At 58.6% G+C, this 26487-nt stretch carries 25 protein-coding genes and 6 tRNA genes; 22 read left to right on the forward strand and 9 right to left on the reverse strand.

The annotated features are described in order from the left end of the window. The first annotated feature begins 2 nt into the window (after positions 1–2). The 16 genes from AAAV21_RS07710 (at position 3) to folB (ending at position 14483) form a co-directional block, all read left to right on the forward strand. Positions 3–1094 (forward strand): ABC transporter ATP-binding protein, encoded by a 1092-nt coding sequence (locus AAAV21_RS07710; RefSeq protein WP_349108607.1) that lies wholly within the window; start codon positions 3–5, stop codon positions 1092–1094. Beyond that, a complete protein-coding gene (locus AAAV21_RS07715; protein WP_349108609.1) occupies positions 1095–2123 on the forward strand; it encodes a dipeptide ABC transporter ATP-binding protein in 1029 nt (342 codons plus the stop codon). It begins immediately after the preceding gene. Between the two features lie 590 nt (positions 2124–2713). Next, positions 2714–2803: transfer RNA gene (locus tag AAAV21_RS07720), tRNA-Leu, on the forward strand. A 59-nt stretch (positions 2804–2862) separates the two neighbouring features. Continuing rightward, positions 2863–5208 (forward strand): SpoIIE family protein phosphatase, encoded by a 2346-nt coding sequence (locus AAAV21_RS07725; protein WP_349108612.1) that lies wholly within the window; start codon positions 2863–2865, stop codon positions 5206–5208. 81 nt (positions 5209–5289) lie between these two features. Continuing rightward, positions 5290–6036 (forward strand): anti-sigma factor antagonist, encoded by a 747-nt coding sequence (locus tag AAAV21_RS07730; protein ID WP_349108615.1) that lies wholly within the window; start codon positions 5290–5292, stop codon positions 6034–6036. 105 nt (positions 6037–6141) lie between these two features. Then, positions 6142–6217, forward strand: a tRNA-Gly gene (locus AAAV21_RS07735). Between the two features lie 34 nt (positions 6218–6251). After that, a tRNA-Cys gene (locus AAAV21_RS07740) sits at positions 6252–6325 on the forward strand. A gap of 42 nt (positions 6326–6367) precedes the next feature. Beyond that, positions 6368–6443, forward strand: a tRNA-Gly gene (locus AAAV21_RS07745). 364 nt (positions 6444–6807) lie between these two features. Next, the gene (locus tag AAAV21_RS07750) at positions 6808–8541 is read left to right on the forward strand and encodes a glycoside hydrolase family 13 protein (protein WP_349108618.1); all 1734 of its coding nucleotides are present in this window, start codon (positions 6808–6810) and stop codon (positions 8539–8541) included. Positions 8542–8682: 141 nt separating this feature from the next. Beyond that, positions 8683–8758, forward strand: a tRNA-Gly gene (locus tag AAAV21_RS07755). Between the two features lie 3 nt (positions 8759–8761). After that, positions 8762–8836 (forward strand) — tRNA-Val (locus AAAV21_RS07760). Positions 8837–9515: 679 nt separating this feature from the next. Next, complete coding sequence (nrdD, locus tag AAAV21_RS07765; protein ID WP_099431452.1) at positions 9516–11738, forward strand: anaerobic ribonucleoside-triphosphate reductase; 2223 nt, start codon at positions 9516–9518, stop codon at positions 11736–11738. Between the two features lie 426 nt (positions 11739–12164). After that, positions 12165–12746 carry an anaerobic ribonucleoside-triphosphate reductase activating protein gene (nrdG, locus tag AAAV21_RS07770; RefSeq protein WP_349108621.1) on the forward strand — a complete coding sequence of 194 codons (582 nt, stop codon included), beginning with the start codon at positions 12165–12167 and terminating at the stop codon, positions 12744–12746. Positions 12747–12812: 66 nt separating this feature from the next. Next, the gene (gene folE, locus AAAV21_RS07775) at positions 12813–13370 is read left to right on the forward strand and encodes a GTP cyclohydrolase I FolE (protein ID WP_124786389.1); all 558 of its coding nucleotides are present in this window, start codon (positions 12813–12815) and stop codon (positions 13368–13370) included. Positions 13371–13372: 2 nt separating this feature from the next. Beyond that, positions 13373–13954: an HD domain-containing protein gene (locus AAAV21_RS07780; protein WP_349108623.1), complete on the forward strand. Its 582-nt coding sequence runs from the start codon at positions 13373–13375 to the stop codon at positions 13952–13954. A 43-nt stretch (positions 13955–13997) separates the two neighbouring features. After that, on the forward strand, positions 13998–14483 hold the full coding sequence (folB, locus tag AAAV21_RS07785; protein WP_349108626.1) for a dihydroneopterin aldolase: 486 nt from the start codon (positions 13998–14000) through the stop codon (positions 14481–14483). A gap of 6 nt (positions 14484–14489) precedes the next feature. Here the strand turns inward: folB and AAAV21_RS07790 are convergent, their stop codons facing one another. Then, positions 14490–15266, reverse strand: coding sequence for a SprT family zinc-dependent metalloprotease (locus tag AAAV21_RS07790; protein ID WP_349108627.1), 777 nt, complete (start codon positions 15264–15266; stop codon positions 14490–14492). A 74-nt stretch (positions 15267–15340) separates the two neighbouring features. Further along, positions 15341–16354, reverse strand: a complete 1014-nt coding sequence (locus tag AAAV21_RS07795) for a membrane dipeptidase (RefSeq protein ID WP_349108629.1) — start codon at positions 16352–16354, stop codon at positions 15341–15343. Between the two features lie 120 nt (positions 16355–16474). Here AAAV21_RS07795 and AAAV21_RS07800 point away from each other — a divergent pair, with 120 nt between their 5' ends. The 3 genes from AAAV21_RS07800 (at position 16475) to AAAV21_RS07810 (ending at position 18364) form a co-directional block, all read left to right on the forward strand. After that, positions 16475–16903, forward strand: a complete 429-nt coding sequence (locus AAAV21_RS07800; protein WP_349108632.1) for a peptidylprolyl isomerase — start codon at positions 16475–16477, stop codon at positions 16901–16903. 3 nt (positions 16904–16906) lie between these two features. Beyond that, positions 16907–17485, forward strand: coding sequence for a hypothetical protein (locus AAAV21_RS07805; RefSeq protein ID WP_349108635.1), 579 nt, complete (start codon positions 16907–16909; stop codon positions 17483–17485). Between the two features lie 81 nt (positions 17486–17566). Then, a complete protein-coding gene (locus AAAV21_RS07810) occupies positions 17567–18364 on the forward strand; it encodes an HAD family hydrolase (RefSeq protein ID WP_349108636.1) in 798 nt (265 codons plus the stop codon). Positions 18365–18439: 75 nt separating this feature from the next. Here AAAV21_RS07810 and AAAV21_RS07815 read toward each other — a convergent pair whose 3' ends face one another. The 5 genes from AAAV21_RS07815 to AAAV21_RS07835 all read right to left on the reverse strand — a co-directional run bounded on the left by AAAV21_RS07815 (position 18440) and on the right by AAAV21_RS07835 (position 21953). Continuing rightward, positions 18440–18820, reverse strand: a complete 381-nt coding sequence (locus tag AAAV21_RS07815; RefSeq protein ID WP_172677978.1) for a transcriptional repressor — start codon at positions 18818–18820, stop codon at positions 18440–18442. 61 nt (positions 18821–18881) lie between these two features. Further along, positions 18882–19283, reverse strand: coding sequence for an acylphosphatase (locus tag AAAV21_RS07820; RefSeq protein WP_349108639.1), 402 nt, complete (start codon positions 19281–19283; stop codon positions 18882–18884). 2 nt (positions 19284–19285) lie between these two features. Further along, a complete protein-coding gene (locus AAAV21_RS07825) occupies positions 19286–20392 on the reverse strand; it encodes a Gfo/Idh/MocA family oxidoreductase (protein ID WP_349108642.1) in 1107 nt (368 codons plus the stop codon). A 73-nt stretch (positions 20393–20465) separates the two neighbouring features. Beyond that, positions 20466–20951 (reverse strand): ribonuclease HI, encoded by a 486-nt coding sequence (rnhA, locus tag AAAV21_RS07830; RefSeq protein ID WP_117564440.1) that lies wholly within the window; start codon positions 20949–20951, stop codon positions 20466–20468. Between the two features lie 99 nt (positions 20952–21050). Continuing rightward, entirely contained in the window at positions 21051–21953 is a 903-nt protein-coding gene (locus AAAV21_RS07835) for a LysR family transcriptional regulator (protein ID WP_349108645.1), read from the reverse strand. 273 nt (positions 21954–22226) lie between these two features. Here AAAV21_RS07835 and AAAV21_RS07840 point away from each other — a divergent pair, with 273 nt between their 5' ends. The 3 genes from AAAV21_RS07840 to AAAV21_RS07850 all read left to right on the forward strand — a co-directional run bounded on the left by AAAV21_RS07840 (position 22227) and on the right by AAAV21_RS07850 (position 25017). Further along, positions 22227–23537 carry an O-acetylhomoserine aminocarboxypropyltransferase/cysteine synthase family protein gene (locus AAAV21_RS07840; protein ID WP_349108648.1) on the forward strand — a complete coding sequence of 437 codons (1311 nt, stop codon included), beginning with the start codon at positions 22227–22229 and terminating at the stop codon, positions 23535–23537. Positions 23538–23850: 313 nt separating this feature from the next. Continuing rightward, positions 23851–24624: a hypothetical protein gene (locus AAAV21_RS07845; RefSeq protein WP_349108649.1), complete on the forward strand. Its 774-nt coding sequence runs from the start codon at positions 23851–23853 to the stop codon at positions 24622–24624. 186 nt (positions 24625–24810) lie between these two features. Further along, positions 24811–25017, forward strand: a complete 207-nt coding sequence (locus AAAV21_RS07850) for a hypothetical protein (RefSeq protein ID WP_349108652.1) — start codon at positions 24811–24813, stop codon at positions 25015–25017. A 108-nt stretch (positions 25018–25125) separates the two neighbouring features. Here the strand turns inward: AAAV21_RS07850 and AAAV21_RS07855 are convergent, their stop codons facing one another. Together AAAV21_RS07855 and AAAV21_RS07860 are read right to left on the reverse strand one after the other, a co-directional pair. Next, entirely contained in the window at positions 25126–26040 is a 915-nt protein-coding gene (locus AAAV21_RS07855; protein WP_349108654.1) for a 2-dehydropantoate 2-reductase, read from the reverse strand. Between the two features lie 117 nt (positions 26041–26157). Next, on the reverse strand, positions 26158–26352 hold the full coding sequence (locus AAAV21_RS07860; protein ID WP_349108655.1) for a hypothetical protein: 195 nt from the start codon (positions 26350–26352) through the stop codon (positions 26158–26160). Between the last annotated feature and the right edge of the window lie 135 nt (positions 26353–26487).

A 26487-nucleotide genomic window follows, 5' to 3' on the forward strand; every position in this document is an offset into this window, starting at 1 on the left:
GGATGAAGAAGAACAAGAACTATGTGGACCTGAAGGACCAGCCGGTTCCCGAGGGCCAGCATCTGCTCGAGGTCGATGACCTTAAGATGTATTTCCACACCGAGGATGGCGTCGTTCGCGCCGTCGACGGTGTGTCCTACACGCTCGATCGTGGCGAGACCCTGGGCGTCGTCGGCGAGTCCGGCTCCGGTAAGTCTGTGACCGCCATGACCATCATGGGCCTTATCTCGATGCCTCCGGGAAAGATTGAGGGTGGCGACGTTCGTTATCGCGGTCGTTCTATCCTCGAAATGACTGAGGAAGAGATGCAGCACGTTCGCGGTAACGATATCGCGATGATCTTCCAGGATCCTATGACCTCCTTGAACCCGGTCTATAAGATCGGTAAGCAGGTGGGCGAGGGTCTTCGTCTGCACCGTGGCTATTCCAAGCAGGAGGCGCTCAAGCGCGCCACCGAGCTTTTGGACCTCGTTGGCATTCCCGAGCCCGAGAAGCGTGTCAACGAGTACCCGCACCAGTTCTCCGGCGGTATGCGTCAGCGCGTCATGATCGCCATGGCCCTTGCCTGTGATCCCGATATTCTGATTGCCGACGAGCCCACGACTGCCCTGGACGTTACCATTCAGGCTCAGATTATTGAGCTTATGCAGGAAATGCAGGAGAAGAACGGCAACGCCATCATCATGATTACCCATGACCTGGGCGTCGTCGCCGATATGGCCGATAAGATCATGGTTATGTACGCCGGCCGTCCCGTCGAGTTCGGTACTGCCGAAGAGATCTTCTACGAGAGCCGTCATCCCTACACCTGGGGCCTTATCCGCTCCATCCCGGAGCAGGCTATCGATGAGAAGAAGCCGCTGACGCCGATTCACGGCAACCCGCCCTCGCTCATGAACCTGCCCGAGGGTTGCGTGTTCTCGCCTCGTTGCCCCTATGCGACCGATAAGTGCCGCAAGCAGCGTCCTGAGCGTGTTGTCACTGAGTCTGGCCATTATTCCGCGTGCCACTACTCCGGCGACCCCGAGTTCCTCAAGAATGCTCCTGCGACGTCCCGTACGCGCAAGGATTCCGAGAAGGGAGGCGAGGCGTAAATGGCAGATAAGAACGAGCGCACTCCGCTGCTGAAGGTCGAGCACCTCTCTAAGGAATTCCCCGCAGAGTCCGGCATGTTCGCCAAGCGTTTTTCCAAGCGCGTCGTCTCTGCTGTAAACGACATCTCGTTTGAGATTTATCCTGGTGAGACCTTTGGTCTGGTTGGTGAGTCTGGTTGCGGTAAGTCCACGACGGGCCGCACCATCATGCGCCTGACCAAGCCGACGGCAGGCAAAGTGTTCTTCCAGGGCAAAGACGTTGCCGAGATGAGCAAGCACGAGATCAAGGATATGCGTCGCGAGATGCAGTTCATCTTCCAGGACCCCTATGCTTCGCTGAACCCCCGTATGACCATTGGCGAGATCGTCTCCGAGCCCATGACTATTCACGGCGTGGGCACCAAGGAGGAGCGTATCGAGCGTGTTCGCGAGCTTCTCGACGTCGTTGGACTGAACCCCGAGCACATCAACCGCTATCCGCACGAGTTCTCGGGCGGTCAGCGTCAGCGTGTCGGCATCGCACGCGCCTTCGCTTTGAAGCCCAAGCTGATCATCTGCGACGAGCCCGTTTCCGCTCTGGATGTTTCCATTCAGGCTCAGGTTCTGAACCTGCTCAAGGAACTTCAGGACAAGTTTGGTACGGCGTATCTGTTTATCGCCCACGACCTGTCCGTCGTGCAGCACATTTCTGATCGCGTTGCCGTTATGTATCTCGGCAAGATGGTCGAGGTTTCGGACTGGAAGACGCTCTACAGTGAGCCGCACCACCCGTACACGCAGTCGCTGCTGTCTGCCGTGCCGGTGCCCGATCCGGATATTCAGAAGACCCGCAAGCGCATCATCCTTGCCGGCGATCCGCCGTCGCCGCTGGATCCGCCGACCGGATGCCGTTTCCACACGCGCTGCCCGATCGCGCAGGGCATCTGCTCCGAGAAGCTTCCCGAGTTTAAGGAAGTCGCACCGGGTCACTGCTGCGCCTGCCACTTCGCGGAGCCGTTCCCGATCAAGGAATCGCACATCGACCTGTAGTCGGCTGTTTGTCCGGGCCCGTGCTGGACTTAGTTTTCAGAACGTCCTCGACCTTGGAAACCCCCTTATCCTGCTCCTTCGGAGCTGTGGATAAGGGGGTTTCTTGGTCTGCGGAATGTTCTGAAAACTAAGTCCAGCACGGGCCCTGTGTTACCGCTGCAGGGGGGCGATTCCTTGATCGCTTACTTAATCTAGTAGGAAAGTTAGTGAGGCCGGAGCTTTAGCTCCGGCCTCCCCATATAAGGGCTCGGCAAAGCCGAGCCACCAAATTTACATCAGCCCCAGAATATGTTTGAGAATGGCGTCTGGAGTACGTGGACGTAGGGTCGGAATGGGGGCACTTCCCAGCGCATTCCGCAGGGGGCGGGACATTTTGTAGCGCGAAGCGCGAATCAAAATGTCCCGCATGCCCGAGGACGCGCTGGGAAGTGCCCCCATTCCGACCCGGCCATACCAATCTACCTGTGCATTTACAAAATAGTAAACTTTTTTCAAAAAAGTGCTTGCACAGTTCTCGAATTATAGGTTATTATCTTCCTCGTTGAACGCGCGGGTCCAACAAAACGAACCGTGATTCAACAACATAGCATGTCGGAGTGGCGGAATTGGCAGACGCGCTAGCTTGAGGTGCTAGTGACCGCTTTTTGGTCATGCGGGTTCAAGTCCCGCCTCCGACACCATCGCTTTTGAGAAGCCTCTTCGGAGGCTTTTTTGTTACCGATAGACGGTGGGGTCCACGATGGAAACGCTTGAACGCAACGAGTGGGCAGACGTTGCCCAACTAGTCGAGATCACGAGCGATGCTGTCATCATCTGCGAGCTCGACGGAACCATTCTGCATGTGAATAATCGCTTACTTGGTTTGATGTGCGAGGAACGCGCCGACGTCATCGGTGGAGATATTAAAGACGTCCTGTACTCGTCCGCTTTTGAGCGTGCGACGGAACATCGTCTGCCATTTGAAACTGATGGCTCAGAGAACCAACTGATGCTCAAACTGAGTGACGGCTCTTTCATTCCCGTCTTGGTTCGTGCGGGCTCCGTAACGCCTCCACGCATCTTTGGGCGCCGCGCACCACGTGTCCTGGTGGCGCTTCATAGTATTGAGGAACAGTATTCTCACGACCGGCAACTCAAGCGTGCGTTATCGGAGCTTAGAGTGGCGAACAAGCGTCTCTCTGGCACGCTCTCGGTCATTATGAGCACTGTGGGCTCCGATGAGTTACCCAGCCTGCTTGATACCGTTTTGAACCAGCTTGTAGGAACGCTCGATGCTTCGGGTGCTGCTATCTATTTTTCTGAGAGCGGCGGCTTTAAGCTTCGCGGTGTTTCCAAGGAGCTGCTCGACAGCTACCTGCCCGAGTTTTTGCCGTATGGCGCTGGCATTCCGACGTATGTTCTTCGCGAGTCGCGTGCCTGTCGCTTGTCGATTCAACAGGACCTTGAGGGCGATAAGGCCGCCTCCGGTATGTTCATGGACCTGGATAATCGTTCTAAGCACCTGTTGCGCATGCAGGATATGCCTCCGTACCGCAGTGAAATCTGTCTTCCCGTTTTTTACGGTACGCAGATCCTTGGCGTGCTGGAAGTTGGTTGGAAACGCCCCCAGGCACCGCTCGCCTATGACGTTAATGTACTTGAGGTCATTTGCGATTACCTGTCTATCCAGCTGGTCGGCATGGCATCGAGCCTTCGCTCCCGTCGCACGGCCGAGCTTGGCCGCTCGCTCAATGTCTTGCGGGATGAGTTGTTTACCTTTCTAGACGATTCCGCCGCGGCTACCCAGACGGTATCGTCCGAGATCTGCAATATGCTCAACTGCCATTTTTGCCCTATTGAGTATGACGCCAGGCTGGATTCCTACGTCATAGATTTTGAAGGCGGCAGTCGCGTTGCTTTGCCGGACGATCCCGAGAAGCTTTTCTTTTCCACGACGGCGCCAGCGGCACGTTTGGGGGCTGCCCCTGATGGCTTTGAGGCATCTGTTTTGGGCGGCACGAGTGCCGAGGACCTTAAACACGTCCGTATAACTCGCGTTGACGAATCGATGCCTATGGGAGGCTGGCTTAGGGCACATGGCCTGCCTTGCCAGGGTCTCTACGTCGACGCCGGCATCGAGGCGGGGCGCCCGCGCTCTGAGGGCGATGGCAAGCACAGTAACGACGCGATCGTTCCTGCTTCTGTTGCGAAGGGCCCGACGACGCGCGCGCTGCTGCTTCGTGATGGTAGCCAAGAGCCGATTGATGACCTTGAATATGACTACTTGGTGCACTTGGCGCATGACTTTGAACTGATCTACGAAGGCGAATCTCAAAAGCGCGAGGAGCGCCATATCGCTCAGACCCTCCAGATTGGCATGAGAAATTCACTGGGGGATGTTCCGGGAATCGCCGCCGATTCGGTGTACCTGTCGGCCACGAACTCAGCGTTGGTCGGCGGCGATTTCTATACGCTCATCCGTCTTCCCGACGACTGCGCCGTCATGATTCTGGGCGATGTGTCTGGCAAAGGCATTGAGGCTGCATCAATGTCTGCGCTCGTCAAGACGGCCCTGACGGCATATGCCTGGGAGGGCGCTGGACCGGCCCGCATGGCACGCTCCCTTAACAGCATGCTCATGGGCTTCTCGAGGGTCGAGACGTTCGTGACGGCCTTTATCGCCAAGATTGACCTTAAAACCGGACGCGCAACGTATTGTTCGGCGGGCCATCCTCCGACCATGGTCATCAGGCCAGAGTCGATGCCGCTGGGTGGCGGCGAGGCCCGTGGGGGAGAGGTCGAGCTGCTTGGATGCCAATCGGGCGTAATCGGTGCATTTGAGAGCATGGTTTACGAGACGGGCGTGTTTACGTTCGCTCCTGGCGACATGCTCTTCATGTATACGGATGGAACGATTGAGGCCCGCGACCGCACCGGAGCGTTCTTTGGCGAGCAGCGCCTTCGTGATCTTCTGCTCTCTGTCTCGGGTGAGGGCGTATCGGGAATCTGCGGCAAGGTCTTGGGCGAGCTCGACCGATTTACCGAATCGGCGCTGGACGATGACATTGCATTAGTGTCCCTTGAGTTTTTGCGGGGCCGGTCCTAAACAGCGACGCTGGGCGCGCCGAATCCGCACGGTTGCGGAAAGGCATGCATCGAACAAGCTCTTTTGGGGAACCATGGTCGTATGAATGAGTGGAATGACATAGCGGTTTTGACGCCACCAGGCGATATCGACATCGCCACGGTGCCTGCGCTGCGTCGGCGGTTGGATGCTTTGATTGGCCGCGGCGTGCGTCGTGTCGTCATCAACTGTCAGGCTGTTAGCTTTATCGATTCGACGGGCTTGGCATTCCTGCTTACGCGCGCTCGTGAGCTCATGAGGCGAGAAGGCCTGCTTTCGCTCGTCAATGCATCAGGTGAAGTTGTTCGCTTTTTGGAGATTGCTCGTCTTGTCGATATCCTTCATGTCGCGGGGCAGGCACGGGAGTCTATTCCCGCCATTCCGGTGGGGGAGCTGCCTCGCTGGAGTAAGAGCGTCGAGGTCCGTCAGGGTATCGAGAATCTTCCATACTACCGACATCGCATCGCCGAACTCCTTGAATCGCTTCCGTTGCGCCGTGACGAGCGCTACGATGTCGCATTGGCGTCGGGGGAGGCACTGGGTAATGCCTATGACCATGCTGGCGGTATCGGGTGCGTCCTGACGGTTCAGGCCTATGGCGATCGCGTTGTGGTTGAGGTGCTTGATCGAGGTGCTGGCTATTCTATCGATGAAACGAGCGAGCCGGTCGCATCCGAGGAACGCGGCCGCGGTATCAAGCTTATGCGTATGCTCGTCGATAACGTGGAGGTTGCTCGTCGTACGGACGGCGCCGGCACGCGCGTGCAGATGGTGAAGCTGTTTAGCGGAGCGCTGGAATCGTGTGCCTAGCCAATCGCTTTAGCGCGTTTAGCTACTAAGAACATGCGTCAGACAAGTTTTTTGAAAAAAGTACTTGCGTCTTTTGGACAACTCGCGTAAATTAATAACCCGCAAGCGGACATGGCTCAGTTGGTAGAGCACAACCTTGCCAAGGTTGGGGTCGCGGGTTCGAGCCCCGTTGTCCGCTCCATTGCATTTACGGACCGTTTAGGCGGTCCTTTTTCGGCGAAGTGGCCAAGTGGTAAGGCAGAGGCCTGCAAAGCCTTTACCCCCGGTTCGAATCCGGGCTTCGCCTCCAGGTAACATCCGGGCGCTCCGGCGCCCGTTTTGTTTTACATATGCGGACATGGCTCAGTTGGTAGAGCACAACCTTGCCAAGGTTGGGGTCGCGGGTTCGAGCCCCGTTGTCCGCTCCAAGCGCAACAGCCCGGCTACTACGGTAGCCGGGCTTTTTCGTACCCATCGCCTGGGCTCGAACCCGAGAGGGAGCGAGCGTTAAGCAAACGCGGAGCGTTTGTAGCGAGCTGGCGAGGTCGCCGGCAGGCGGCCGAAGCCGGTGCGGATCCGCGAAGCGGATACGCGGACGCCCCGTTGTCCGCTCCAAACGCAACAGCCCGGCTACCATGGTAGGCGGGCTTTTTTGTGCCCATTGCATGGGCTCGAACCCGAGAGGGGGCGAGCGTTTGGGGCGTGGCTGTGGCGTTGTTTGCCGCGAATGTCCGCTTTGGGCGTATCATCGTGGGCATCTCGCAAAACCTTGTTGCAAGGGAGATGCACCCCATGGCTACAGAAAAGTCCTCCTCGCGCTCATGGATGTCCGATGCCGCGATCTATCAGATTTACCCGCGCTCGTTTAAGGACTCGACTGGTTCGGGTTTGGGCGATATCGCGGGCATTACCCAGCAGATGGACTATCTTGAGCGGCTGGGTATCGAGGCCATCTGGCTGAGCCCGTTTTACCCATCGCCTCTTGTTGATGGCGGCTATGATGTGGCGGACTACTGCGATGTCGACCCACGTCTCGGCTCGCTTGACGACTTCGATGACATGGTCGCTGCGGCTCATGCGCACGGCATCAAGGTCATCGTCGACATCGTGCCCAACCATTCATCCAACCAGCACCCTTGGTTCAAAGCCGCTCTTGCCGCCGGCCCCGGATCGCCCGAGCGCGCCCGTTATATCTTCCGCGATGGCCGCGGCGAGCATGGCGAGCTGCCTCCCACCAATTGGAATGCCAACTTTGGCGGCCCCGCCTGGACGCGTGTTGCGGACGGTCAGTGGTATCTGCACATGTTTACGCCCGAGCAACCGGACTTTGACTGGTCATGCCCCGAGGTTCACGCGTTCTTTTGCGACGTCCTGGCGTTTTGGAGCGATCGAGGCGTCGATGGCTTTCGCATTGATGTGGCGCACGGTCTCGCCAAGGATCTCGATCGCGATGACCTCGACCGGTGGCATCTCGCCGAGGGCGATGACATGGTTGACGACGGCACCCATCCGCTGTGGGACCGCAACGAGGTCCATGAGATCTATCGCGAGTGGCGCCGCGTGTTCGACCGCTATAATCCGCCGCGCAGCGCCGTTGCCGAGGCATGGGTGCTGCCCGAGCGCCAGTATCTCTACGCGCGTCCCAGCGAGCTTGGCCAGACATTCAACTTTGAGTTTGCCAAGGCCACTTGGACCTATGATGACATGCACGCTGCAATCGAGGAGGGGTTGAGGGCAGCTATCGAATCCGATTCTGCCTCGACCTGGGTACTCTCCAACCACGACGTGCCGCGCGTGGCGACGCGCTATGCTCTGCCGCAGATCAAGGCGACGCGCTACCACCAGATTGCGCTCGATTGGCTCTTACACGACGGGTCGTCTTATGACGAGGACCGTGAACTCGGCGAGCGTCGCGCGCGGGCGGCCCTTTTGCTCGAGCTGGCGCTTCCGGGCTCGGCATACGTGTATCAGGGTGAGGAGCTCGGCCTTTTTGAGGTGGCTGACATTCCGTGGGCTGCACTCGAAGATCCTACTCCGACCAATACGCACGGACCGAAGCGCGAGAAGGGGCGCGACGGCTGCCGTGTGCCCCTGCCGTGGGTGGCGGCGGACGACCCCGCGCGGGGCGGATCGTTTGGGTTTTCACCGGCGGACGCCGATGCGGCGCCCCATCTGCCGCAGCCTGCATGGTTTTCTGATTACGCTGCCGATAGGGAAGAAGTGGACCCGACATCGATGCTTGCGCTCTATCGTGACGCCCTCTGGCTGCGGCGCAAGCTGCGCGGGTGCGCCAACGATCTCGCGTGGCTCGATCTTGACGGGCACACCGGCCTTGCGGATGGTGCCGAGGGCGCTGAGGGCGGCGTCATCGCCTATCGCCGCGACAACGGCTGGGCGTGTGTGACGAACTTCGGTGCAGCGCCCGTGGAGCTGCCTGCGGGCAGGGTCCTGCTCGCCTCATCACCGCTTGCAGACGGTAAGCTCGCGCAGGACAGCTCTGCCTGGATCATGCTCGGTGAGATGTAGGGGTCTCTTGCGGCGAGCTTGCGTTTGCCTGCGCCTTCCGCAGCGGCTGATGTCTTCGCGAGGTTCGCGAGGGCGTCGCAAAACTTTTCAAAAAAAGTTCTTGCATTTGGGTGGATCATCCCGTATATTAAATCCTCGCAGGCGGACATGGCTCAGTTGGTAGAGCACAACCTTGCCAAGGTTGGGGTCGCGGGTTCGAGCCCCGTTGTCCGCTCCATTTGGGCGTTTAGCTCAGGGGGAGAGCGCTTCCCTGACACGGAAGAGGTCAGAAGTTCAAATCTTCTAACGCCCACCAAATGTTCGCAGCTCAGAGGCATCGCCTCTGAGCTGTTTTGTTTTGGCCGCCAAATGGGTCGCCAAATACGTCACCAAATTTCGAGTTTTTGATCTTCCGGGATGCTTCTCAGTAGTCATCCGAGAAAACTCTCATCTTCTCCGTTTGCATACACATATCTTTCAAGGATTCGTGCCGCGGTTGCATGAGGCTCGGCAAGGCGCGACCGCAACATGTTGGTCAAGCATAATCTTTTGGATTCTTTTGGCGTGAGCGGCTTGGTTTTGGTAGGATTTGTCAGCGGCTTGACTAAGGGGGTTTTATAACTGCCATGCAGGTAGCCGTGTTGGTAACGTTTTACCGACTTGTCAAATACCCCTCATTTTTAATGCGTCTGCAAAATGACTAATTGCTTTGACCTGCTGAAACACTATATGTTGTGTTTGACCTAAAAAAAGAATACAGGATATAGATGCCTCTTTGTCGTATGATAGATGGCGGACAGAGAACGAAGACCTTAACTGCCTCTTTTGAACGTGTCCTTGAGCCGCTTGATCGGCTCCTGGGAATGTCCGCATGGAGGCTTATGGTTTATCGAGAACACAGATTGCGCGACGGCGCCGCAAGACAGGGACAGGCCCTGCCGGGCATCGTTTGGCTCTGAAGCGCAATGAGACTACGACGCGAAAGAGGCAAGAGGATGAAGATCATCAAGCGCAGCGGTACCGAGGTTGTCTTTGACATCGACAAGATCGTCAATGCCATCCGCGCCGCCAACTTGGAGGTCGAGGAGAGCTCTCGTCTAACTGACCGCCAGGTGGTTTACGCGGCACAAAACGTCGCCGAGGCATGTGAGAACGCGGGCCACACCGTTTCGGTCGAGGAGATTCAGGATTTGGTCGAGGACGAGATCATGCGTCTCGACTGCTACGAGGTCGCCCGCCACTACATCATCTATCGCTATGTTCAGAGCCTGAAGCGCCAGAAGAACACGACCGACGACAAGATTCTGTCGCTGATCGAGTGCAATAACGAAGAGGTCAAGCAGGAGAACTCTAACAAGAACCCGACCGTCAATTCCGTCCAGCGCGACTATATGGCCGGCGAGATTTCCAAGGACCTGACTCAGCGCGTGCTGCTGCCCCAGGAGATCGTGGATGCCCACAATGAGGGCCTGATCCACTTCCACGATTCCGACTACTTTGCCCAGCACATGCATAACTGCGACCTAGTGAACCTGGAGGATATGCTCCAGAACGGCACCGTTATCTCGGGCACGCTGATTGAGAAGCCGCACAGCTTCTCGACCGCTTGCAACATCGCGACGCAGATCATCGCCCAGGTTGCTTCCTCCCAGTACGGCGGCCAGTCTATTTCGCTGACCCATCTCGCCCCGTTCGTTGAGGTGAGCCGTCAAAAGATTCGCGGCGAGGTCGCTCGCGAGCTTGAGGAACTTGGTGTTTCGGCATCTGCCGAGAAGGTGCGCGAGGTCGTTGAGGACCGTCTGCGTGACGAGATCCGTCGCGGCGTCCAGACGATTCAGTATCAGGTCGTGACCCTTATGACCACCAACGGCCAGGCGCCGTTTGTGACGGTCTTTATGTATCTCAACGAGGCTCGCTCAGCGCAGGAGAAGCACGACCTTGCCATGATTGTGGAGGAGACGCTTCGTCAGCGCTATGAGGGCGTTAAGAACGAAGCCGGCGTGTGGATTACCCCGGCATTCCCCAAGCTTATCTATGTACTTGAGGACGATAACGTTCACGAGAATTCCCCGTACTTCTACCTGACCCAGCTGGCTGCCAAGTGCACCGCCAAGCGCATGGTGCCCGACTACATCTCCGAGAAGAAGATGCGCGAGCTCAAGCTGTCTAAGGGCGAGACCGCCGGCAACGGCGATTGCTACACCTGCATGGGTTGCCGCAGCTTCTTGACGCCCGACCGCTCCGGTAACGGATTTAACAACGTAGCCAACGCGCTGAACTATGACCCGACCAAACCTAAGTACTATGGCCGCTTTAACCAGGGTGTTGTGACCATCAACCTGCCCGATGTCGCGCTGAGCTCGCATCAGGACATGGACAAGTTCTGGAAGATCTTCGACGAGCGCCTTGAGCTGTGCCACCGTGCCCTGCTGTGCCGTCATGAGCGCCTGATGGGCACGCTTTCGGATGCCGCGCCGATTCTTTGGCAGTACGGTGCCCTCGCCCGCCTGAAGAAGGGCGAGACGATCGACAAGCTGCTTGTGGGCGGCTATTCCACCATCAGCCTGGGGTATGCCGGCCTGTATGAGTGCGTCAAGTACATGACGGGCCACAGCCACACCGAGAAGGAGGGCACGCCCTTTGCCATGGCCGTCATGCAGCGCATGAACGACAAGTGCGCCGAGTGGAAGGCCGAAAGCGATATCGATTTCTCGCTGTACGGTACCCCGCTTGAGTCGACGACCTACAAGTTCGCCAAGTGCCTGCAGCGTCGTTTTGGCATCATCCCGGGCGTGACGGACAAGGGCTACATCACCAACAGCTACCACGTCCACGTGTCCGAGGAGATCGACGCATTCGACAAGCTCAAGTTCGAGGGCATGTTCCAGCAGCTTTCGCCGGGCGGTGCCATCTCCTACGTCGAGGTTCCCAACATGCAGGACAACCTCAAGGCTGTCATCCGCGTGATGCAGTACATCTACGACAACATCATGTACGCCGAGCTCAACACCAAGAGCGACTACTGCCAGGTGTGCGGCTATGACGGCGAGATCAAGATTGTCGAGGATGACGGCAAGCTGGTGTGGGAGTGCCCCAATTGCGGCAACCGCGATCAGGAGAAGATGAATGTCGCCCGTCGTACATGCGGCTACATCGGTACCCAGTTCTGGAATCAGGGTCGAACCGAGGAGATTCGCGACCGCGTGCTGCATCTCTAATAACCATCCCAGGCCGCCCCGTAGCGAGGCCCCGGACCTTTACTCGCTATTTCGGACAGTCCTGGCTCACGACGGAGGCGCCACTGGCGCCTCCTGTTCGTGCGGAACTCATATCGAGCAAAGGTCCGGGGCCTCGCTACGGGGCAGCCAAGTTGATGTAGCTGAGATGCAGCGCGCGGTCTGCTCACTCCTCGAAGTTCTTAGCGGAAATAATTCGAGCTGCAGCTTCGATTTACTTGCGATGGCGGTTGAGCTGCAACAAAGTTTTTATTGGACCTCGAACCCTATACTCGATGTTCGCTGAGTTCATTGAGTATCGCTCGCGAGGGGTCTGGAGTATATCGTCCCGCCCGCAGTTTCGCAGGCCGAAGGCCGAGAATGTTTGAGGACGGGATGATATGCTCCAGACCCCCAGGAAGGTTACTTATGAACTACGCGAACATTAAGTATTTCGACATTGCTGATGGGGAAGGCGTTCGTACTTCTCTGTTTGTGAGTGGGTGCCGTCGTGGGTGCAAGAACTGCTTTAACTCTGTCGCGTGGGACTTTGCTGCGGGCGAGCCGTTCGATCGCGCCGTCGAGGACAAGATTATCGAGAGCCTCGACCATCCCTTTATTGATGGCCTGACGATTCTGGGCGGGGAGCCCATGGAACCCGAGAATCAGGCGGGGCTCGTTGATTTTGTCGAGCGTGTTCGCGCGGCCTATCCAGTGGAGTCGGGGAAGACTATTTGGTGTTTTACCGGCGATGTGCTCGAGGAGCTTATGCCGGGAGGCCGCCACCATACCGAGGTCACGGACCGCATCCTTGCCTGTCTCGACATGTTGGTGGACGGCCCGTTTGTTCAAGATTTGTACGATATCTCGTTGCGCTTTAGGGGCTCGAGCAACCAGCGCGTGATCGATATGAACGCTACGCGCGCCCGTGCTGAGCGCGAGGGCGTTGCGCTTTGTGATGCGGTTGAACTATGGCGTGATGATCCGGTCTATTCGACCCATACTATGTAGCTTGTGGTCGATGCCGGAGGGCGTGGTACCATAGCGCGAACGTGAAATCGGAAAAGTGAGGCCCAGATGGTCGATCAGGAAAAAGTCGAGGCCGCCATTGAGCTGTTGCTTGAGGGCATAGGCGAGGACCCAACTCGTGAGGGCCTGTTGGAGACCCCGGCGCGCGTTGCCCGTATGTATGGTGAGATCGCCGGCGGCATGGACCAGAGTGCCGAGGAGCACCTGTCCAAAACCTTTGCCGTCGCTTCGAACGATTTGGTTATCGAGCGCGACATCACGTTCTATTCGCTGTGCGAACATCATCTGCTGCCGTTTTATGGCAAGGCCGCCATTGGTTATATCCCTAACGGTCGGGTGGCTGGGCTTTCCAAGCTCGCCCGCACGGTTGAGGTTTATGCCCGTCGTCTTCAGCTGCAGGAGCAACTGTGTGCACAGGTTGCCGATGCCCTCATGGACTATCTCGCTCCCCAGGGAGCGATTGTGTTGATGGAGGCCGAGCATATGTGCATGACGATGCGTGGCGTGCAAAAGCCCGGCACCAAGACCGTGACGCTCGCTCGCCGCGGCGTCTTTGAGACCGATCCCGCGCTCGAGGAGCGTTTCTTTAGGATGCTGGGCCGCTAACCATGAGAGTCGTCAACGACTTTACATCGAAGACCGATGAGGGGACGTCGCGTCGCGGCTTTATGGCTTCGGGCCTGGCCCCCTTTGGTGCCATGCCTCGCATTGATTACATTTGTGCCAACGGGCTGTTCCGGCGGCACCTGGGCAACATTGCACAGTTGGAATCGGGACGCATCTTCTGCCGCCACGGTATTGACCATCTGCTCGATGTCGCTCGCATTATGTGGATCAAGAATCTCGAGGAACAGCTCGAATTTGACCGCGAGGTCATCTACGCCACGGCACTTCTTCACGATATCGGCAAAGATGAACAGTATGAATCGGGTATATCCCATGATGTTGCAAGCGAACGCGTCGCTGATGCGATTTTCGGCGGCATGCCCGATGACGTGGCGTTTGAGCCGGCCGATGCCGCAGCCATTAAGACGGCCATTCTGGGCCATCGAAAGCTGCGCGTGAACAGCCAACCGCTTGAGCGTCTGCTCTATGCAGCCGACAAAGCGTCGCGCGCCTGCTTTGCATGCCCCGCGCGCAATGCTTGCAACTGGAGCGATGATAAAAAGAACCTGTCGATTCGCGTGTAGTTAGTTTGCGCGGTCGGGGTTCTAAACGAAGGAGACGATCGCGATGAGTAACAAGAAACTGCCCGAGAATGCAACCAAGACTGAAGGCGCCGAGCTCGCTCGCCGTGGAAGGGGCGAAATATCCACCGCAACGGCGGTGCCTCACGTGAGCTATGACGATCTGCGCCATGCCGATCGTATTGTCATTGACAGCCTTGAGGTTTTTGCCAACCATGGCGTGTATCCCGAGGAGAACGCGCTGGGTCAGAAGTTCATCGTTTCTCTGGTGCTCTATGCCGACCTGCGTGCAGCGGGGGAGCACGATAACCTGGATGCCTCGATTGACTACGGCTCGGTGTGCCACGATGTCGATGGCTATCTGCGCGAGCATACGTTTAAACTCATCGAGGCGGCAGCTGAGGGGACGGCCCAGATGCTGCTGCGCCGTTATCCCTCGCTGCTTGGTGTGCGCATAAAGCTCGATAAGCCGTGGGCTCCTGTTGGCCTGCCCCTGGCAAGCTGCGGTGTCGAGATCGAGCGCGTGCGGTAACCGGTTCTAATACGTCTCTATGGGTGGCTGCTTGAGCCGCTGCGACAGAGCTCTATTGTTGGGGCAGTACGTGTCGAGCAAGGCGTGAAACCGCTGATTGTGGCTTGGCTCGAGCAAGTGGACGAGCTCGTGGGCGACAACCATGTCGAGGCATTCGACGGGGTAGGCGGCGAGCTCGCGCGCGATGCGAATGCCACCGGATTTGGGCGTGCATGAGCCCCAACGCGTTTTCATGCTGCGTACGGAAATGCGGGAAACGGCGACACCCATTGCGATTTCGTACGCGTGCACCATATCGCGCAGCGCCGATGTGACCTCGGACGTATAGAGCTGGTCGATGTGGGCTTGGAGCTCGTCGGACGTTAGGCCGTCGAGGATTGCGCGCCGCTTGGCCTGTGGGCCTTCGTCCGATTCGTCGGTACCCATAAAACTTGCGAAGGTGGCCTGCTTGGGCCGCGGTGTGGGCGATGCAAAGTTGTGATCGAGTGCATCCTGTACCGTGATGGGCTTGCCCCAAAGCGCAATGATGGACGAGGGGCTGAGCGGCTCTCGCGCCGTCGCCTGACGTTGCTCGCACTGGGCAAGTCGGCTGATAATCCAGGCACTGTTGCGCTTCACAAACGCTTCGATACGTTCGCGGCTGGCGCCGAGCGGTGCGCTAGCGTGGACCTCACCGCTCGATGTGACGCGTAGGTTGAAGTTCTTGACGCGCTTTTTGGTAACGACGATGGAGATGGGCGTCCCATCCGGTCGAGATACGGAAATCGTAAACTGCTGCGTCAAAAGCGGTCCTTCAGATTGCGGACGGGCCGGCATGTCGACCGTTCGGCATGCCGGCCCGCTCAAGGGATGTGAAATTAATAACGCTCAAAGAAGGCAAGCGCGTTGTCGCTGCAGAGCTTTTGCATCACGGTCTTGCCAAAATGCTTGGAGAGCATGTTCTGGAATTCGGGCATCTTGCTGGCATCGGAGAGGAAGGCGGGTACCGTGGCGCCGTCCCAGTCGCCACCGAGTGCGATGACGTCTTCGCCGCCCAGGTCGAGCCAGTGCTCGATATGGGCCGCCAGCTGGTCGAAGGTGACATCTGCGGCGGTCTCGTCGGTTGCTTCGTTAGATAGGAACTCGCTGCAGTAGTTGAGGCCGACGATGCCGCCCATGTCGCGAATGGTGCGGAACTGGTCGTCGGTAAGGTTGCGCTTGACGCCGCAAACCGCTCGGGAGTTGGAGTGGCTGGCGACGAAGGGGCGCGTGGCGCGGGCGGTAACTTCGTCAAAGCACTCGTCGTTAAGATGGGAGACGTCAAGCACCATGCCGGCGTGCTCCATCTGCGTAAGCGCCTCGATGCCGGCGGCGGTGAGGCCGGCGTGGGTATCGTGTCCGCTCGCGAGCGGTCCCTGCGCATTCCAGCTGAGTGATGACATGAGCACGCCCAAGCTCTTGAGCACCTCGATCAGCGCGGGGTCCTCGGCAAAGAACGTGGCGTTTTCGATGGTGTGGATGCAGGCGACCTTGCCCTCCTTGAGCGCGGGGCGAATGTCTGCGGCGCTGCGCACGTTGACCATGCGGTCGTGATTGAGCATTGCCTGGCCGCTCATATGCGCCATGATTTGCGCCTGGAAGCGCGCGGCGTGGGCGGCGGGAATCTCGTCGGGGACAAACGTGGCGAAACATTGCGCCCACGGCGTGTTGCCGATCTTTGCGAGCGAGATGGCGCAGGCGTTGCCCTCGATGAGGTCGAAATCTTGCGGATGCGTTTCGTCGCCGGGGAAATAACCGTCGGTGCCGGCGGTAAAGCGCAGGTCGAGATCGAGCGTGGCCCAGCCGATGCGGTCGGCGGTGTCACAGTGCAGGTCAAATACGGGATATGCCATAGTTCCTCCGGTTGCAGCGTTTCTTTGCAAACTGTCCTTGAATTGTATGACTAGGGTATAGTTAGCGCCATATGTTCACGGCGGCCCGCGTTGTGCGCCGCCCTTATCACGGAGGTTTCCATGTCCAACCAGGGCAAGAAGGTCAAGACCCATTATCGCGGCACGCTCGATGACGGCACGCAGTTCGATAGCTCCTACGATCGCGGCGAGCCGCTGGAGTTCACCTGTGGCGCCGGTCAGATGATCAAGGGCTTCGATGCCGCTGTTGTCGACATGCGGGTGGGCGAGAAGAAGACCGTGCACATTCCTGCGGCCGATGCCTACGGCGAGCACAACCCCGAGATGGTCCTGACCTTCCCGGCCGAACAGGTTCCCAACATCGATCAGATCGAGAAAGGCATGAAGCTCTTCCTGTCCACGCCGAACGGTATGCCCGTCCCCGCCGTGGTCATCGATGTGACGCCCGAGGCCGTGACGCTCGACGCCAATCACGAGCTGGCCGGCAAGGACCTCAACTTTGATATCGAGCTCGTCGAGGTCGAGGACTAGTTGATGCCCACGGACCTGGTATCTACGCAGCGCTTGGGAAATCTCAACGACCCGTCCTATGAGCTCCTGCTTCGTCGGGAGCTGGGCGGCATCTTTGAGATCGACGAGCTGCTGCTCGATTGGGACCAGGCTGATGCGCGCGCGTTTGTGGGCGTGACGGAGCTGGGGCGCACGTTGAATGTCCGGCTGGATGCCGCAGATGTTGAACGTCTTGCCGACGGCGACGTGCTCGCTGTCGACCGCACGGGCGCGGTGTCCGTGGCGGTTGTCGTGCGCCTGCGCAGCGCCGAGGTCTATTTGGTCGAAGTCGACCGCATGGATCCGATTGCGCTTGCGCATGCGTGCTGGGAGATCGGCAACATGCATGCGCCGCTCTTCCGGGGCGACTCGGACGAGCATGTCGTGCGCATGTATACGCCGGTGCAGCCTGTTTTGGGCCGCATGCTGCGGGGTGTCGAGGGCGTTCGGTTCTCGGTGGTTACCCATGAACTCGATGCGGACAGGCGCTTTGCATCGAGCGCGGCGGATGTCGTTGTGAGTATGGCTCCAGACTTTACGATCGTAAAGAAGGCGCGCTGTTAGCGTGCGTATGCGCAAGACGGACTTTGAGAGGCAACGATTCAAAGTCCGTCTTGCTGTTGATGAGATGTTTTGGGGAAACAATTGGGTCTTGAGGGAATCAAGCTGATCGCCTGCGATTTGGATGGCACGTTGCTGCATCCGGGGGAGCGCGAGCCGCGTTCCGAGGCGTTTGAACTCATCGATGAGCTACATCGTCGCGGCATTGTGTTTATGCCGGCGAGCGGTCGTCAGTATGCGAGCTTGCGCTACCTGTTTGCCCCGGTGGCCGACGAGCTTGCCTATGTGTGCGAAAACGGCGCCCTGGTCATGAGTGAGGGGCGCGCTGTCGTCAAGCGTGCTATGGAGCGTGACCTGGCGATGGATATCGCGAATGCCGTGGTCGCCTATCCTCATGCCGACGTAACCCTTTCCTGCGAGGGTCACCTTTATACCGTAAGCGGCAATGATGCGTTCGTCGACCATTTGCGCTATGAGGTCCACTGCGATGTGGCTGTGGTTGATTGCCCCGAGGACATTGACGAGGACGTCATTAAGATCGCGTTCCAAACACCCGAGGCAGTGCAGCCGGCGGCGCTGGAATATTTTGCGGGTCGCTTTAGCGACCGTGTCGACGTGATGACATCGGGAACCGAATGGACTGACTTTATCGGCTTTGACTCGGGCAAGGGGTCCGCGCTTGCCGATTATGGTCGCGCGCTGGGAATCTCCTCTGACGAGATGATGGCGTTTGGCGATAACGAAAACGACCGCGACATGCTCAACGTGGTGGGCCATCCCTATCTGATGGAGAGCTGCAACCCCACCGTGCGCGGCATCAACGACCGCGTCCGCTACGTGCGCACGGTCGAAGAAGAGCTGCGCCGCCTGCTTGCCGAGTAGACATTTGGGACATGCCTAGAGATTTACTTTTCCGTAATCGGTGGAAGGGTAGATTTTAAGGCATGCCCCAAACATCTACCGGCAGTCGGGGCAGAGACCCTCGAAGATGGTGTAGTGCGACGTGACGTGCCAGCCGATTTGCTCGGACGCCTTGGCGTCGAGCTGGGCATCGAAGGGGAGCGGTACGTCGATGACGCGGCTGCACGAGGTGCAGATGATATGCGCATGCGGCTCGATCGTGCGATCGAAGCGGCTGCCGCCCGGCGTCTTGATGGAGAGAATCTCGCCGGCGTCGGCCAAGAGATTGAGATTGCGGTAGACCGTACCGCGGCTGATTTTGTCATCCTGTGCGCGCACGACGTTGTAGATTTCGTCGGCGGTGGGATGGTTGTAGCTTTGGCGCACGGCGTCAAGAACCAGCTTTCGCTGCCTGGTATTCCTTCTTTGCACCGCCATGCGCCTCGCCTCTTTTCTATTAACGGTCGTAGGTAAATGATACCGTATTTAGCACACAATACTAATAACGAGGACTGAAACCGTCTTCATTGACAAGTGGGGCTCGGGCCTGGGCGTCTACGAGGCGAAAACGCGTTCCCATGCGCTCGTAGGAGGCATGAAGCGCCTCGAGATGAGATAGGATGTTTGCCGGAGCCCCCTGTATCTCCATCTCGACCGAGCCGTCTTCCATGTTGCTCACCCGGCCGGTGAGGGAGCGCGTTTGTGCGAGGTTGGTGTTGGTGAAGCGGAAACCGACGCCCTGGACCTGCCCCTCCCACCGCAGGAAATAGCGCTGCGGGGCGTCTTGAGTGGCCTCGTCGCTTGCTAGTACCGTAAGCCTGCGTCGCAGTTCGAGCTCGATGCCAGACGGTTTTTGAGGCTCTCGATTGATGCCGGGGAAGAACTTGTCAAAGAAGCCCATCGCTAGGCCTGCTTGACTGAATCGGCGGGGAAGGTAATGCCGGCCTGCTGACGCACGGCATCCATGATGCGCAGTGAGATGAGCGTGACATCGCGGTAGTGTCCGAGCTCGTGGCGTCCCGCCGGGGCCTCCCAAATCTCTTCCTTTACGTTATCGATACCGCCGATGGCGCTGATAAAGTCTGCGAGTTCGTATTCCATAGTGTTGCTCGATTTGGGCAGGTCGAGCACGCGGCCGTTGTCGCCCTGTTCGCGCGGTGCCTCGGTCGCCGAGCCGCGTACGACATCGCCGCGATAGTCGATGCGGACGTTGCGGGGCGTGGACAGATGGTCGATCTGGATAGTGCCAAGCTCGCCTTCGATCTGCGAGGGCAGCAGGTCATTCGTTATTTTGGAGTGTGCGAGCTCGACGGAAATGCGGCCTCCGCCATAGCTGGCGAGAATGGAGCCGCAGCCGTCGATGGGGCCATGGGTGAGCTCTTGCGTTGAGGGGTCAAGCAGCGTGGTCATGCTGGTGAGACCGGAGGGCATGCCGAAGATCTCGACCATGGGCTCGATGGTGTAGACGCCGATGTCCATGAGGGAGCCCGAGGCCATGTGGCAGTCGAAGATATTGGTGGCGCGCCCCGCGAGAACCTCGTTGTAGCGCGAAGAATACTTGCCAAAGCGCAACGATGCACGACGAATGGGCGCAATCTCGCCCAGGGCGTCCTCGATGGCGTGGAAAGCGGGGTCATGGAGCGGGCGCATGGCCTCGAGGGCTACGACGCCCGCCGCCTCGGCTGCGCGAAAGACCTCGAGCGCCTGCGCTTCGGTGGCACAAAAGGGCTTCTCGACGATGACGTGCTTGCCGCCGGCGATGCAGGCAAGGGCCTGCTCGTAGTGAAGTGCGTTAGGGCTGCCGATATAAACGGCGTCGACGTCGGTGCCTGCCGCGAGCTCATCGAGTGAGGTAAAGTTTCGCTCGCCACCGCGCTCGGCGGTAAAGGCAGCACCGCGATTGGCATCGCGTGAAAGCGTGCCCACAAACGCGGCTTGGTCGTTGGCGTTGACGACTTGGATAAAGTCGTCGGTGATCATGGATGTGCCGATGGTCGCGATGCGCAGCATACGTCCCCCTTGCGTTGTTTGGTCTACAGGATGAGTGTAGCGCGTGGGGATATAAAGCTGCGCGAAAACGCTATTACAGGTCGCTCTCGTTAAAGCCGGTGTCGATATCGAGGTTGCTGCCGTCGGCCGCCGTGGTGGCAAGTTCGTCGCAGCGCTCGTTGAGCTCGTGACCGGCGTGACCCTTAACCCAGATGAACTCAACTTTGTGCTTGCTTTTGGCGGTGAGTAGGCGTTCCCACAGGTCGCGGTTCTTGACGGGTTGCTTGTTGGCGGTTTTCCATCCGCGCTTTTTCCAGCCGTCGATCCAGTGCTTGTTAAAGGCGTTGACGACGTACTGTGAGTCGGAATGGACTTCGACCTCGCAAGGGCGGTTGAGCGCCTCGAGCGCCACGATAACGGCCATGAGTTCCATGCGGTTGTTGGTGGTCTTGGCGTAGCCGCGCGAAAGCTCGGAGGTGAAGGTCTTGCCGGCGGGGTTGGTGTATTTGAGCACGGCACCGTAGCCGCCGCGTCCCGGATTTGATCGGGCCGAGCCGTCGGTGTAGATGATGACCTTCACGGGCTTCCTTTCGTTGAGTGCATTTCATATGAGTGACCATTGTAGCGCCATGCCCGCCGGGGGCTAGCAATCTACGATTTCTACCCTGTCTTCCGACTGTTAGTTGGCATGGATGATGCGGTTGAGCTCGTCGAGGTATTGCTGCAAGAGGGGAGAGGGCTTGCGCTCGTCGTGCATGATATAGCCTACGTGCATCGTTGGGGCGTCTGCTAACGGGATCGATGCCATACCCCCTTGCATTTCATTGGAGAGGACACCGGTCGACAGGGTGTAACCGTTCGACGTGATAAGTAAGTTAGTAAGTGTTCCGCGGTCCGAGATTCGTATGTTGCGGTCGCAAGGGATATAGCTAAAAGGTTCCTCGGCGTAATAGAAGGAGTTTGAGGTTCCCTGCTCAAAGCTGTAGCGCGTATAGGGCGTGAGGTCGGCAAGGGACAGCCGCGGGCGGCGTGCGAGCGGGTGGTGCTCGCTCACGAAGACGTGAACCGTCGCGTCAAATAGGGGATGGAAGCTTGCGCGGGCATCGGCGAAGGCCTTCTGCAGAACGCGGGCGTTAAAGTCATCCAGATACAGAATGCCGATATCGCTGCGAAACGCACGGACGTCATCGATGATCTGCGATGTGGTGGTCTCGCGCATGATGAACTCGAACTTGCTGTCGCGGCAGCGCTCGACCACGTTGACAAAGGCCTCGACCGAAAAGGCGTAGTGCTGGGCGGAAATGGCGAGGCGCGCTTGGGGCGTGCCGCCGTCCTCGTAACGCGCCTCGAGCATGTCGGCCTGCTCTACGACCTGGCGCGCATAGCCCAAAAGCTCGGTGCCGTCGTTGGTGAGCGTGACGCCGCGGCTGGAGCGCGTAAAGATCTCCAGATGGAGCTCTTGTTCTAGGCTTTTGACGGCGTTTGAGATGTTGGACTGAGCGGTATAGAGGCGCTGAGCTGCGGCGTTGATTGAGCCGGACTCTGCCACGGCGATCAGAAAGCGAAGCTGCTGAAGGGTCATCGACGCCATCCTTTCGATTGCTATCTATAAAACAGATAACAGGTTAGCGCTTTTAAGTGATTGACTGAGCGAAACAATGCTCGTACTATTCAAAACACACAAAGGCGGTAGGTAATTAAGCCGACCACGGAACCGGGATGTCAAAAGGAGGACCGCATATGAACTGCTTACCAAGACGAATGCCGGGCTCCTGTTTGCGCCCGTTGGCGTGATCAGGAGACAGCGACTTACTTTTCTCTTTTTATTTACTTTCGTTCGATCAAGGAGATCATCATGAGCCAGTTCATCAACAACCCCGAGCACACCTTTGGTTTCGATACCCTGCAGCTTCATGTTGGCCAGGAGAGCGCCGACCCCGCATCCGATGCCCGCGCCGTGCCTATCTACCAGACCACGAGCTATGTGTTCCGTAACTCCCAGCATGCTGCTGACCGCTTTGGTCTTGCCGACGCCGGCAACATTTACGGCCGCCTGACCAACTCCACTCAGGGCGTCTTTGAGGACCGTATCGCCGCGCTCGAGGGTGGCGTGGCCGGTCTTGCCGTCGCCTCCGGTGCCGCTGCCATCACCTATACCCTGCAGGCACTTGCCCAGGCCGGTGACCATGTGGTTGCCCAGAAGACCATCTACGGTGGCTCCTACAACCTGCTGGAGCATACGCTCTCCCAGTTTGGCGTCGAGACCACCTTCGTCGATGCCCGTAACCTGGAAGAGGTCGAGGGGGCCATCAAGGACAACACCACGGTCATCTACCTCGAGACGCTCGGCAACCCCAACTCCGACATCCCCAACATCGACGCCATCTCCGAGATCGCCAAGAAGCACGGTCTGCCGGTTGTCGTCGACAACACCTTCGGCACCCCGTATCTGTTCCGTCCGCTGGAGCATGGTGCCAACATCGTCGTCCACTCCGCAACCAAGTTCATCGGCGGCCACGGCACCTCGCTGGGCGGTGTGATCGTCGACGGCGGTAACTTCGATTGGAAGGCGAGCGGAAAGTACGCCCAGATCGCCGAGCCCAACCCCTCCTACCACGGCGTTTCGTTTGCCGAGGCTGCCGGTCCCGCCGCCTTCGCAACCTATGTCCGCGCTATTCTGCTGCGTGACGAGGGCGCCTGCATCAGCCCGTTCAACGCCTGGGTTCTGCTCCAGGGCACCGAGACTCTGTCGCTGCGCGTTGACCGTCATGTTGAGAACACCAAGAAGGTCGTTGAGTTCCTGGCTGGTGACAGCCACGTCGCCAAGGTGAACCACCCGAGCCTGCCTGAGCACCCCGATCACGAGCTCTATCAGAAGTACTTCCCCAACGGCGGTGCCTCGATCTTTACCTTTGAGATTAAGGGTGGCCAGGAGGCGGCCTGGAAGTTCATCGATCATCTGCAGGTGTTCTCGCTGCTTGCCAACGTGGCCGACGTCAAGTCGCTCGTCGTGCACCCGGCTACCACCACGCACTCCCAGCTCTCTGCCGAGGAGCTCGCCGAGCAGAACATCACGCCCTCCACGATCCGTCTTTCCATCGGTACCGAGAACGCCGAGGATATCATTTGGGATCTGAAGCAGGCCTTCGCCGCGCTGGACGAGTAAGACGACTTGTGCAAGGACCCCTTGCGACCCGATAGGTATAACTGCATAAAATGCCTGCTCAAGGCACCTGTGCGAACAATGTTTGCGCAGGTGCCTTTTTTGCATAGGAATGGCTAAAAAAACAGGCTTTTTAGCGTCGAATATCCAATCTAGATATGGAAAACTGCTGTTAAGTGAATGTGAGTTTTACGCAAATGACGTGCACCTTTTGAGAAAAACCGCAGGTCGCGAATTGCTCGGGGTACTATGCAGCGCGATCGAATCACACGCAGCTTAGACGCAGCAAAAACGCACTACGGAGGTTTCCAGCTACATGAGGATCGATTCACGAAAACCGAAGGCCGCCGCCCTTTCCGCTACGCTTGCCGTGGCACTTTTGGTGGGTGCCGGCGCAACCGAGGCCCACGCAGCGACGCTGTCCGACGCGGTTGGGTCCACGCCCTCCGAGGCGACGCTGATGCAGCCCGTCGATTATCGCGGCGACGGTTTTGGCTCCATGCAGGAGTGGAACGCCACCATGGAGGCCAAGCGCGACTCTTTGGAAGTTCGTGCCCAAATTATCATGAACATGTATGGCGACTACGCCGCCGATGACGAGCGTGCCGTGCTCCAAGAGTGCATTGACGGCGCGGGCAGCCTGATGACGATGGAGGAGGTCGACGCCAAGTCGACCGAGCTTGATGAACTTCGCGCCACGCTGGAGGATGCCAAGCGTGAGGCACTTGAGCTTGAGGCCGCCGAGGCCGAGGCCGCGGCGGCCCAGGCTTCGTATTACAATGCCGGCTACAGCTCGTCGTACGTTGCCGCCGCTTACTATGCGAACGGCTCGGGACTGACGCGCTCCGGTGGCGTTAACAACTACAACGGTCGTCGCGAGACCTATTACAGCAGCAACGTGCTGTACCATCACCGCACAGGTGAGTGGACGCAGGATTCCGAGGGCTTTTGGCGTGATTCCGACGGCTACTACGTCGTGGCCGCTGGCGATAAAGCTCAGGGCTCCACGTTTACCGGCTCCAAGGGCGAGTGCAAGGTCTACGATTCTGGTTGCGCAGCCGGAACTACCGATTACTACACCGGTTGGTAATCTATTCGCGCTATAGACATATGATGGGCGGGCGTCTTTACCGAGCTTTCGGGCAACGTAGGGACGCCCGTTTTACATGTGCATTTGGGTTAACAGAACCCTTACCGTGGCGCTACGTTGGGCATATGGGCGCGGGGCACACTAAGTCATGAGAAACAAGGTCTTTCCCGTGGAGGAAGTGGTCTCATGAACGCTCGAGATATCGCTATTGCCGCCGTCGCGTTAGTGCTTGGCTGCCTTGGTCCTACGGCCGCGCTGATCGCGGGCATGCAGGGCTCGTGCGGTGCTGCTCCTATTGTGGTTGGCGCGCTCATCGCAGCAGCGCTGCTGGGAAGCGCGGGCGTGACGCTTTGCCGCGATGATGAGGATGAGGTGCGGGATTCGCAGCTCTAACAGCCGAGAAGATCGTTTTGGCCGCAGATGAAGAAAGAAGCCGCCGCAAGGGGAGTGCCCTTTGCGGCGGTTTTTGCTATTGAGACTGTTGGATGCGGTGCGGCGGCGTTACCAGCTGGCCTCGATTTCGCGGATGCGCGAATAGAGCCATTCGTTTTGCGGCACCTGGATACCGTGCTTGGCCGCGAGGCGGCAGATGGTACCCGCAAATTCCTCGACCTCGGTTCTGCGTTGAGCGATGCGGTCTTGCGCCATCGAGGGCATGCTGGCGGGATCGAGCCCTTTTATGAGACGCACCATCTGCGTCAGGTCTTCCTCGGTGAGCTCGATGCCCTCGGCATTGGCGACTGCAAGCGTCTCGCGCATGGCGGAGACAAAACTGCGGAGCTGCTCGGAGCCCTGCTCCGTAGCGCTTCCGTAGGTGCCGCCGTAGGCCATACAGGTCTGGTTGATGCCGTCGTTGAGCATGAGTTTGGCCCACATGCGATGTGCGATGTCGTGCTCGACGGTATGGGCGATGCCGCAGCGCGTGTAGAGCCCGTCGATAGCGGTGACGGTCGCGGGGTCGGTGCCGGCGGCCGCACCAAAGCGGATCTCGCCCGCATTGGTAAAGGTGAGCGCGCCGTTGAGAAACACAGCGTCCATGCCTTGGCAGATTCCGAGGACGGTGTGCTCCCAGCCAAAGCGCTCGGCAATCTTTTGCTCGCTGGTGATGCCGTTGCATAGGGATGCGATGAGCGTGTCGGGCCCTACGATGCGTTCCATAGTCTTGAGCGCCTGGTCGAGTCCGGTTGTCTTGACCGTCAGGATGACCAGGTCGACGGGCGTCGCCTCGCTCGCGCGGACGGACTTGAGCGCGCAGGGCTTGCCGTTGACGGTGAGCGCATCACCCGCGTGGCGCTCAAAGCGCGCGTCGTCCATAACGTATTCGACGGCGTCGTTGCCGAGCGCTTGGGCGATCATGCTGCCGTAGAGCAGGCCCACGCCGCCCTTGCCGATGAAGGCGACCTTGTTGATCTGCATGTGAATCATCTCCCCATAAAAAGGCGCCCGCGTATGGGGCGTCTGATGGACTGTATGCCGCCGGGCCATGTCGCGTGCACCGGATGGCCGTATTTAGAAGAACAAACGCATGGGAACTTATGACGCGGGGCAGACCGCAAAGACACGTGCGGGATATCCGACGCCATCACGCACCTTGGGGAAGGTGCAGAAGATGACGGCGCCCGTGGCGGGAAGCTCGTCCAGATGGTCCATGACCTCGATCTGGTAACGGTCGACCGAGAGGATGTATTGCTCGCCGGGATAGGGGTAGGCGTCCTCGCGTGTGACCACGCTCGCCTCCTTTCATCGGGCTTTTTGCTGATGTTAAAGCGGTGTCGTGACGGCTCGATTTCTGCTGCGTTACGATACGTTCTCGATTGCGATTCCACGATGTTTCGGCTGCGTGACCATTGTGTTTCGCCTTGC

The sequence above is a fragment of the Collinsella sp. CLA-AA-H302 genome, assembly GCF_040093305.1.
Taxonomy (GTDB): Bacteria; Actinomycetota; Coriobacteriia; order Coriobacteriales; family Coriobacteriaceae; genus Collinsella.

Excerpts from the sequence above, each read along its gene's own strand:
- AAAV21_RS07710 (WP_349108607.1), top strand. The coding sequence starts at position 3 with ATGAAGAAGAACAAGAACTATGTGGACCTGAAGGACCAGCCGGTTCCC.
- AAAV21_RS07715 (WP_349108609.1), top strand. The coding sequence starts at position 1,095 with ATGGCAGATAAGAACGAGCGCACTCCGCTGCTGAAGGTCGAGCACCTC.
- AAAV21_RS07725 (WP_349108612.1), top strand. The coding sequence starts at position 2,863 with ATGGAAACGCTTGAACGCAACGAGTGGGCAGACGTTGCCCAACTAGTC.
- AAAV21_RS07730 (WP_349108615.1), top strand. The coding sequence starts at position 5,290 with ATGAATGAGTGGAATGACATAGCGGTTTTGACGCCACCAGGCGATATC.
- AAAV21_RS07750 (WP_349108618.1), top strand. The coding sequence starts at position 6,808 with ATGGCTACAGAAAAGTCCTCCTCGCGCTCATGGATGTCCGATGCCGCG.
- nrdD (WP_099431452.1), top strand. The coding sequence starts at position 9,516 with ATGAAGATCATCAAGCGCAGCGGTACCGAGGTTGTCTTTGACATCGAC.
- nrdG (WP_349108621.1), top strand. The coding sequence starts at position 12,165 with ATGAACTACGCGAACATTAAGTATTTCGACATTGCTGATGGGGAAGGC.
- folE (WP_124786389.1), top strand. The coding sequence starts at position 12,813 with ATGGTCGATCAGGAAAAAGTCGAGGCCGCCATTGAGCTGTTGCTTGAG.
- AAAV21_RS07780 (WP_349108623.1), top strand. The coding sequence starts at position 13,373 with ATGAGAGTCGTCAACGACTTTACATCGAAGACCGATGAGGGGACGTCG.
- folB (WP_349108626.1), top strand. The coding sequence starts at position 13,998 with ATGAGTAACAAGAAACTGCCCGAGAATGCAACCAAGACTGAAGGCGCC.
- AAAV21_RS07795 (WP_349108629.1), bottom strand. The coding sequence starts at position 16,354 with ATGGCATATCCCGTATTTGACCTGCACTGTGACACCGCCGACCGCATC.
- AAAV21_RS07800 (WP_349108632.1), top strand. The coding sequence starts at position 16,475 with ATGTCCAACCAGGGCAAGAAGGTCAAGACCCATTATCGCGGCACGCTC.
- AAAV21_RS07805 (WP_349108635.1), top strand. The coding sequence starts at position 16,907 with ATGCCCACGGACCTGGTATCTACGCAGCGCTTGGGAAATCTCAACGAC.
- AAAV21_RS07815 (WP_172677978.1), bottom strand. The coding sequence starts at position 18,820 with ATGGCGGTGCAAAGAAGGAATACCAGGCAGCGAAAGCTGGTTCTTGAC.
- AAAV21_RS07820 (WP_349108639.1), bottom strand. The coding sequence starts at position 19,283 with ATGGGCTTCTTTGACAAGTTCTTCCCCGGCATCAATCGAGAGCCTCAA.
- AAAV21_RS07825 (WP_349108642.1), bottom strand. The coding sequence starts at position 20,392 with ATGCTGCGCATCGCGACCATCGGCACATCCATGATCACCGACGACTTT.
- AAAV21_RS07835 (WP_349108645.1), bottom strand. The coding sequence starts at position 21,953 with ATGACCCTTCAGCAGCTTCGCTTTCTGATCGCCGTGGCAGAGTCCGGC.
- AAAV21_RS07840 (WP_349108648.1), top strand. The coding sequence starts at position 22,227 with ATGAGCCAGTTCATCAACAACCCCGAGCACACCTTTGGTTTCGATACC.
- AAAV21_RS07845 (WP_349108649.1), top strand. The coding sequence starts at position 23,851 with ATGAGGATCGATTCACGAAAACCGAAGGCCGCCGCCCTTTCCGCTACG.
- AAAV21_RS07850 (WP_349108652.1), top strand. The coding sequence starts at position 24,811 with ATGAACGCTCGAGATATCGCTATTGCCGCCGTCGCGTTAGTGCTTGGC.
- AAAV21_RS07855 (WP_349108654.1), bottom strand. The coding sequence starts at position 26,040 with ATGCAGATCAACAAGGTCGCCTTCATCGGCAAGGGCGGCGTGGGCCTG.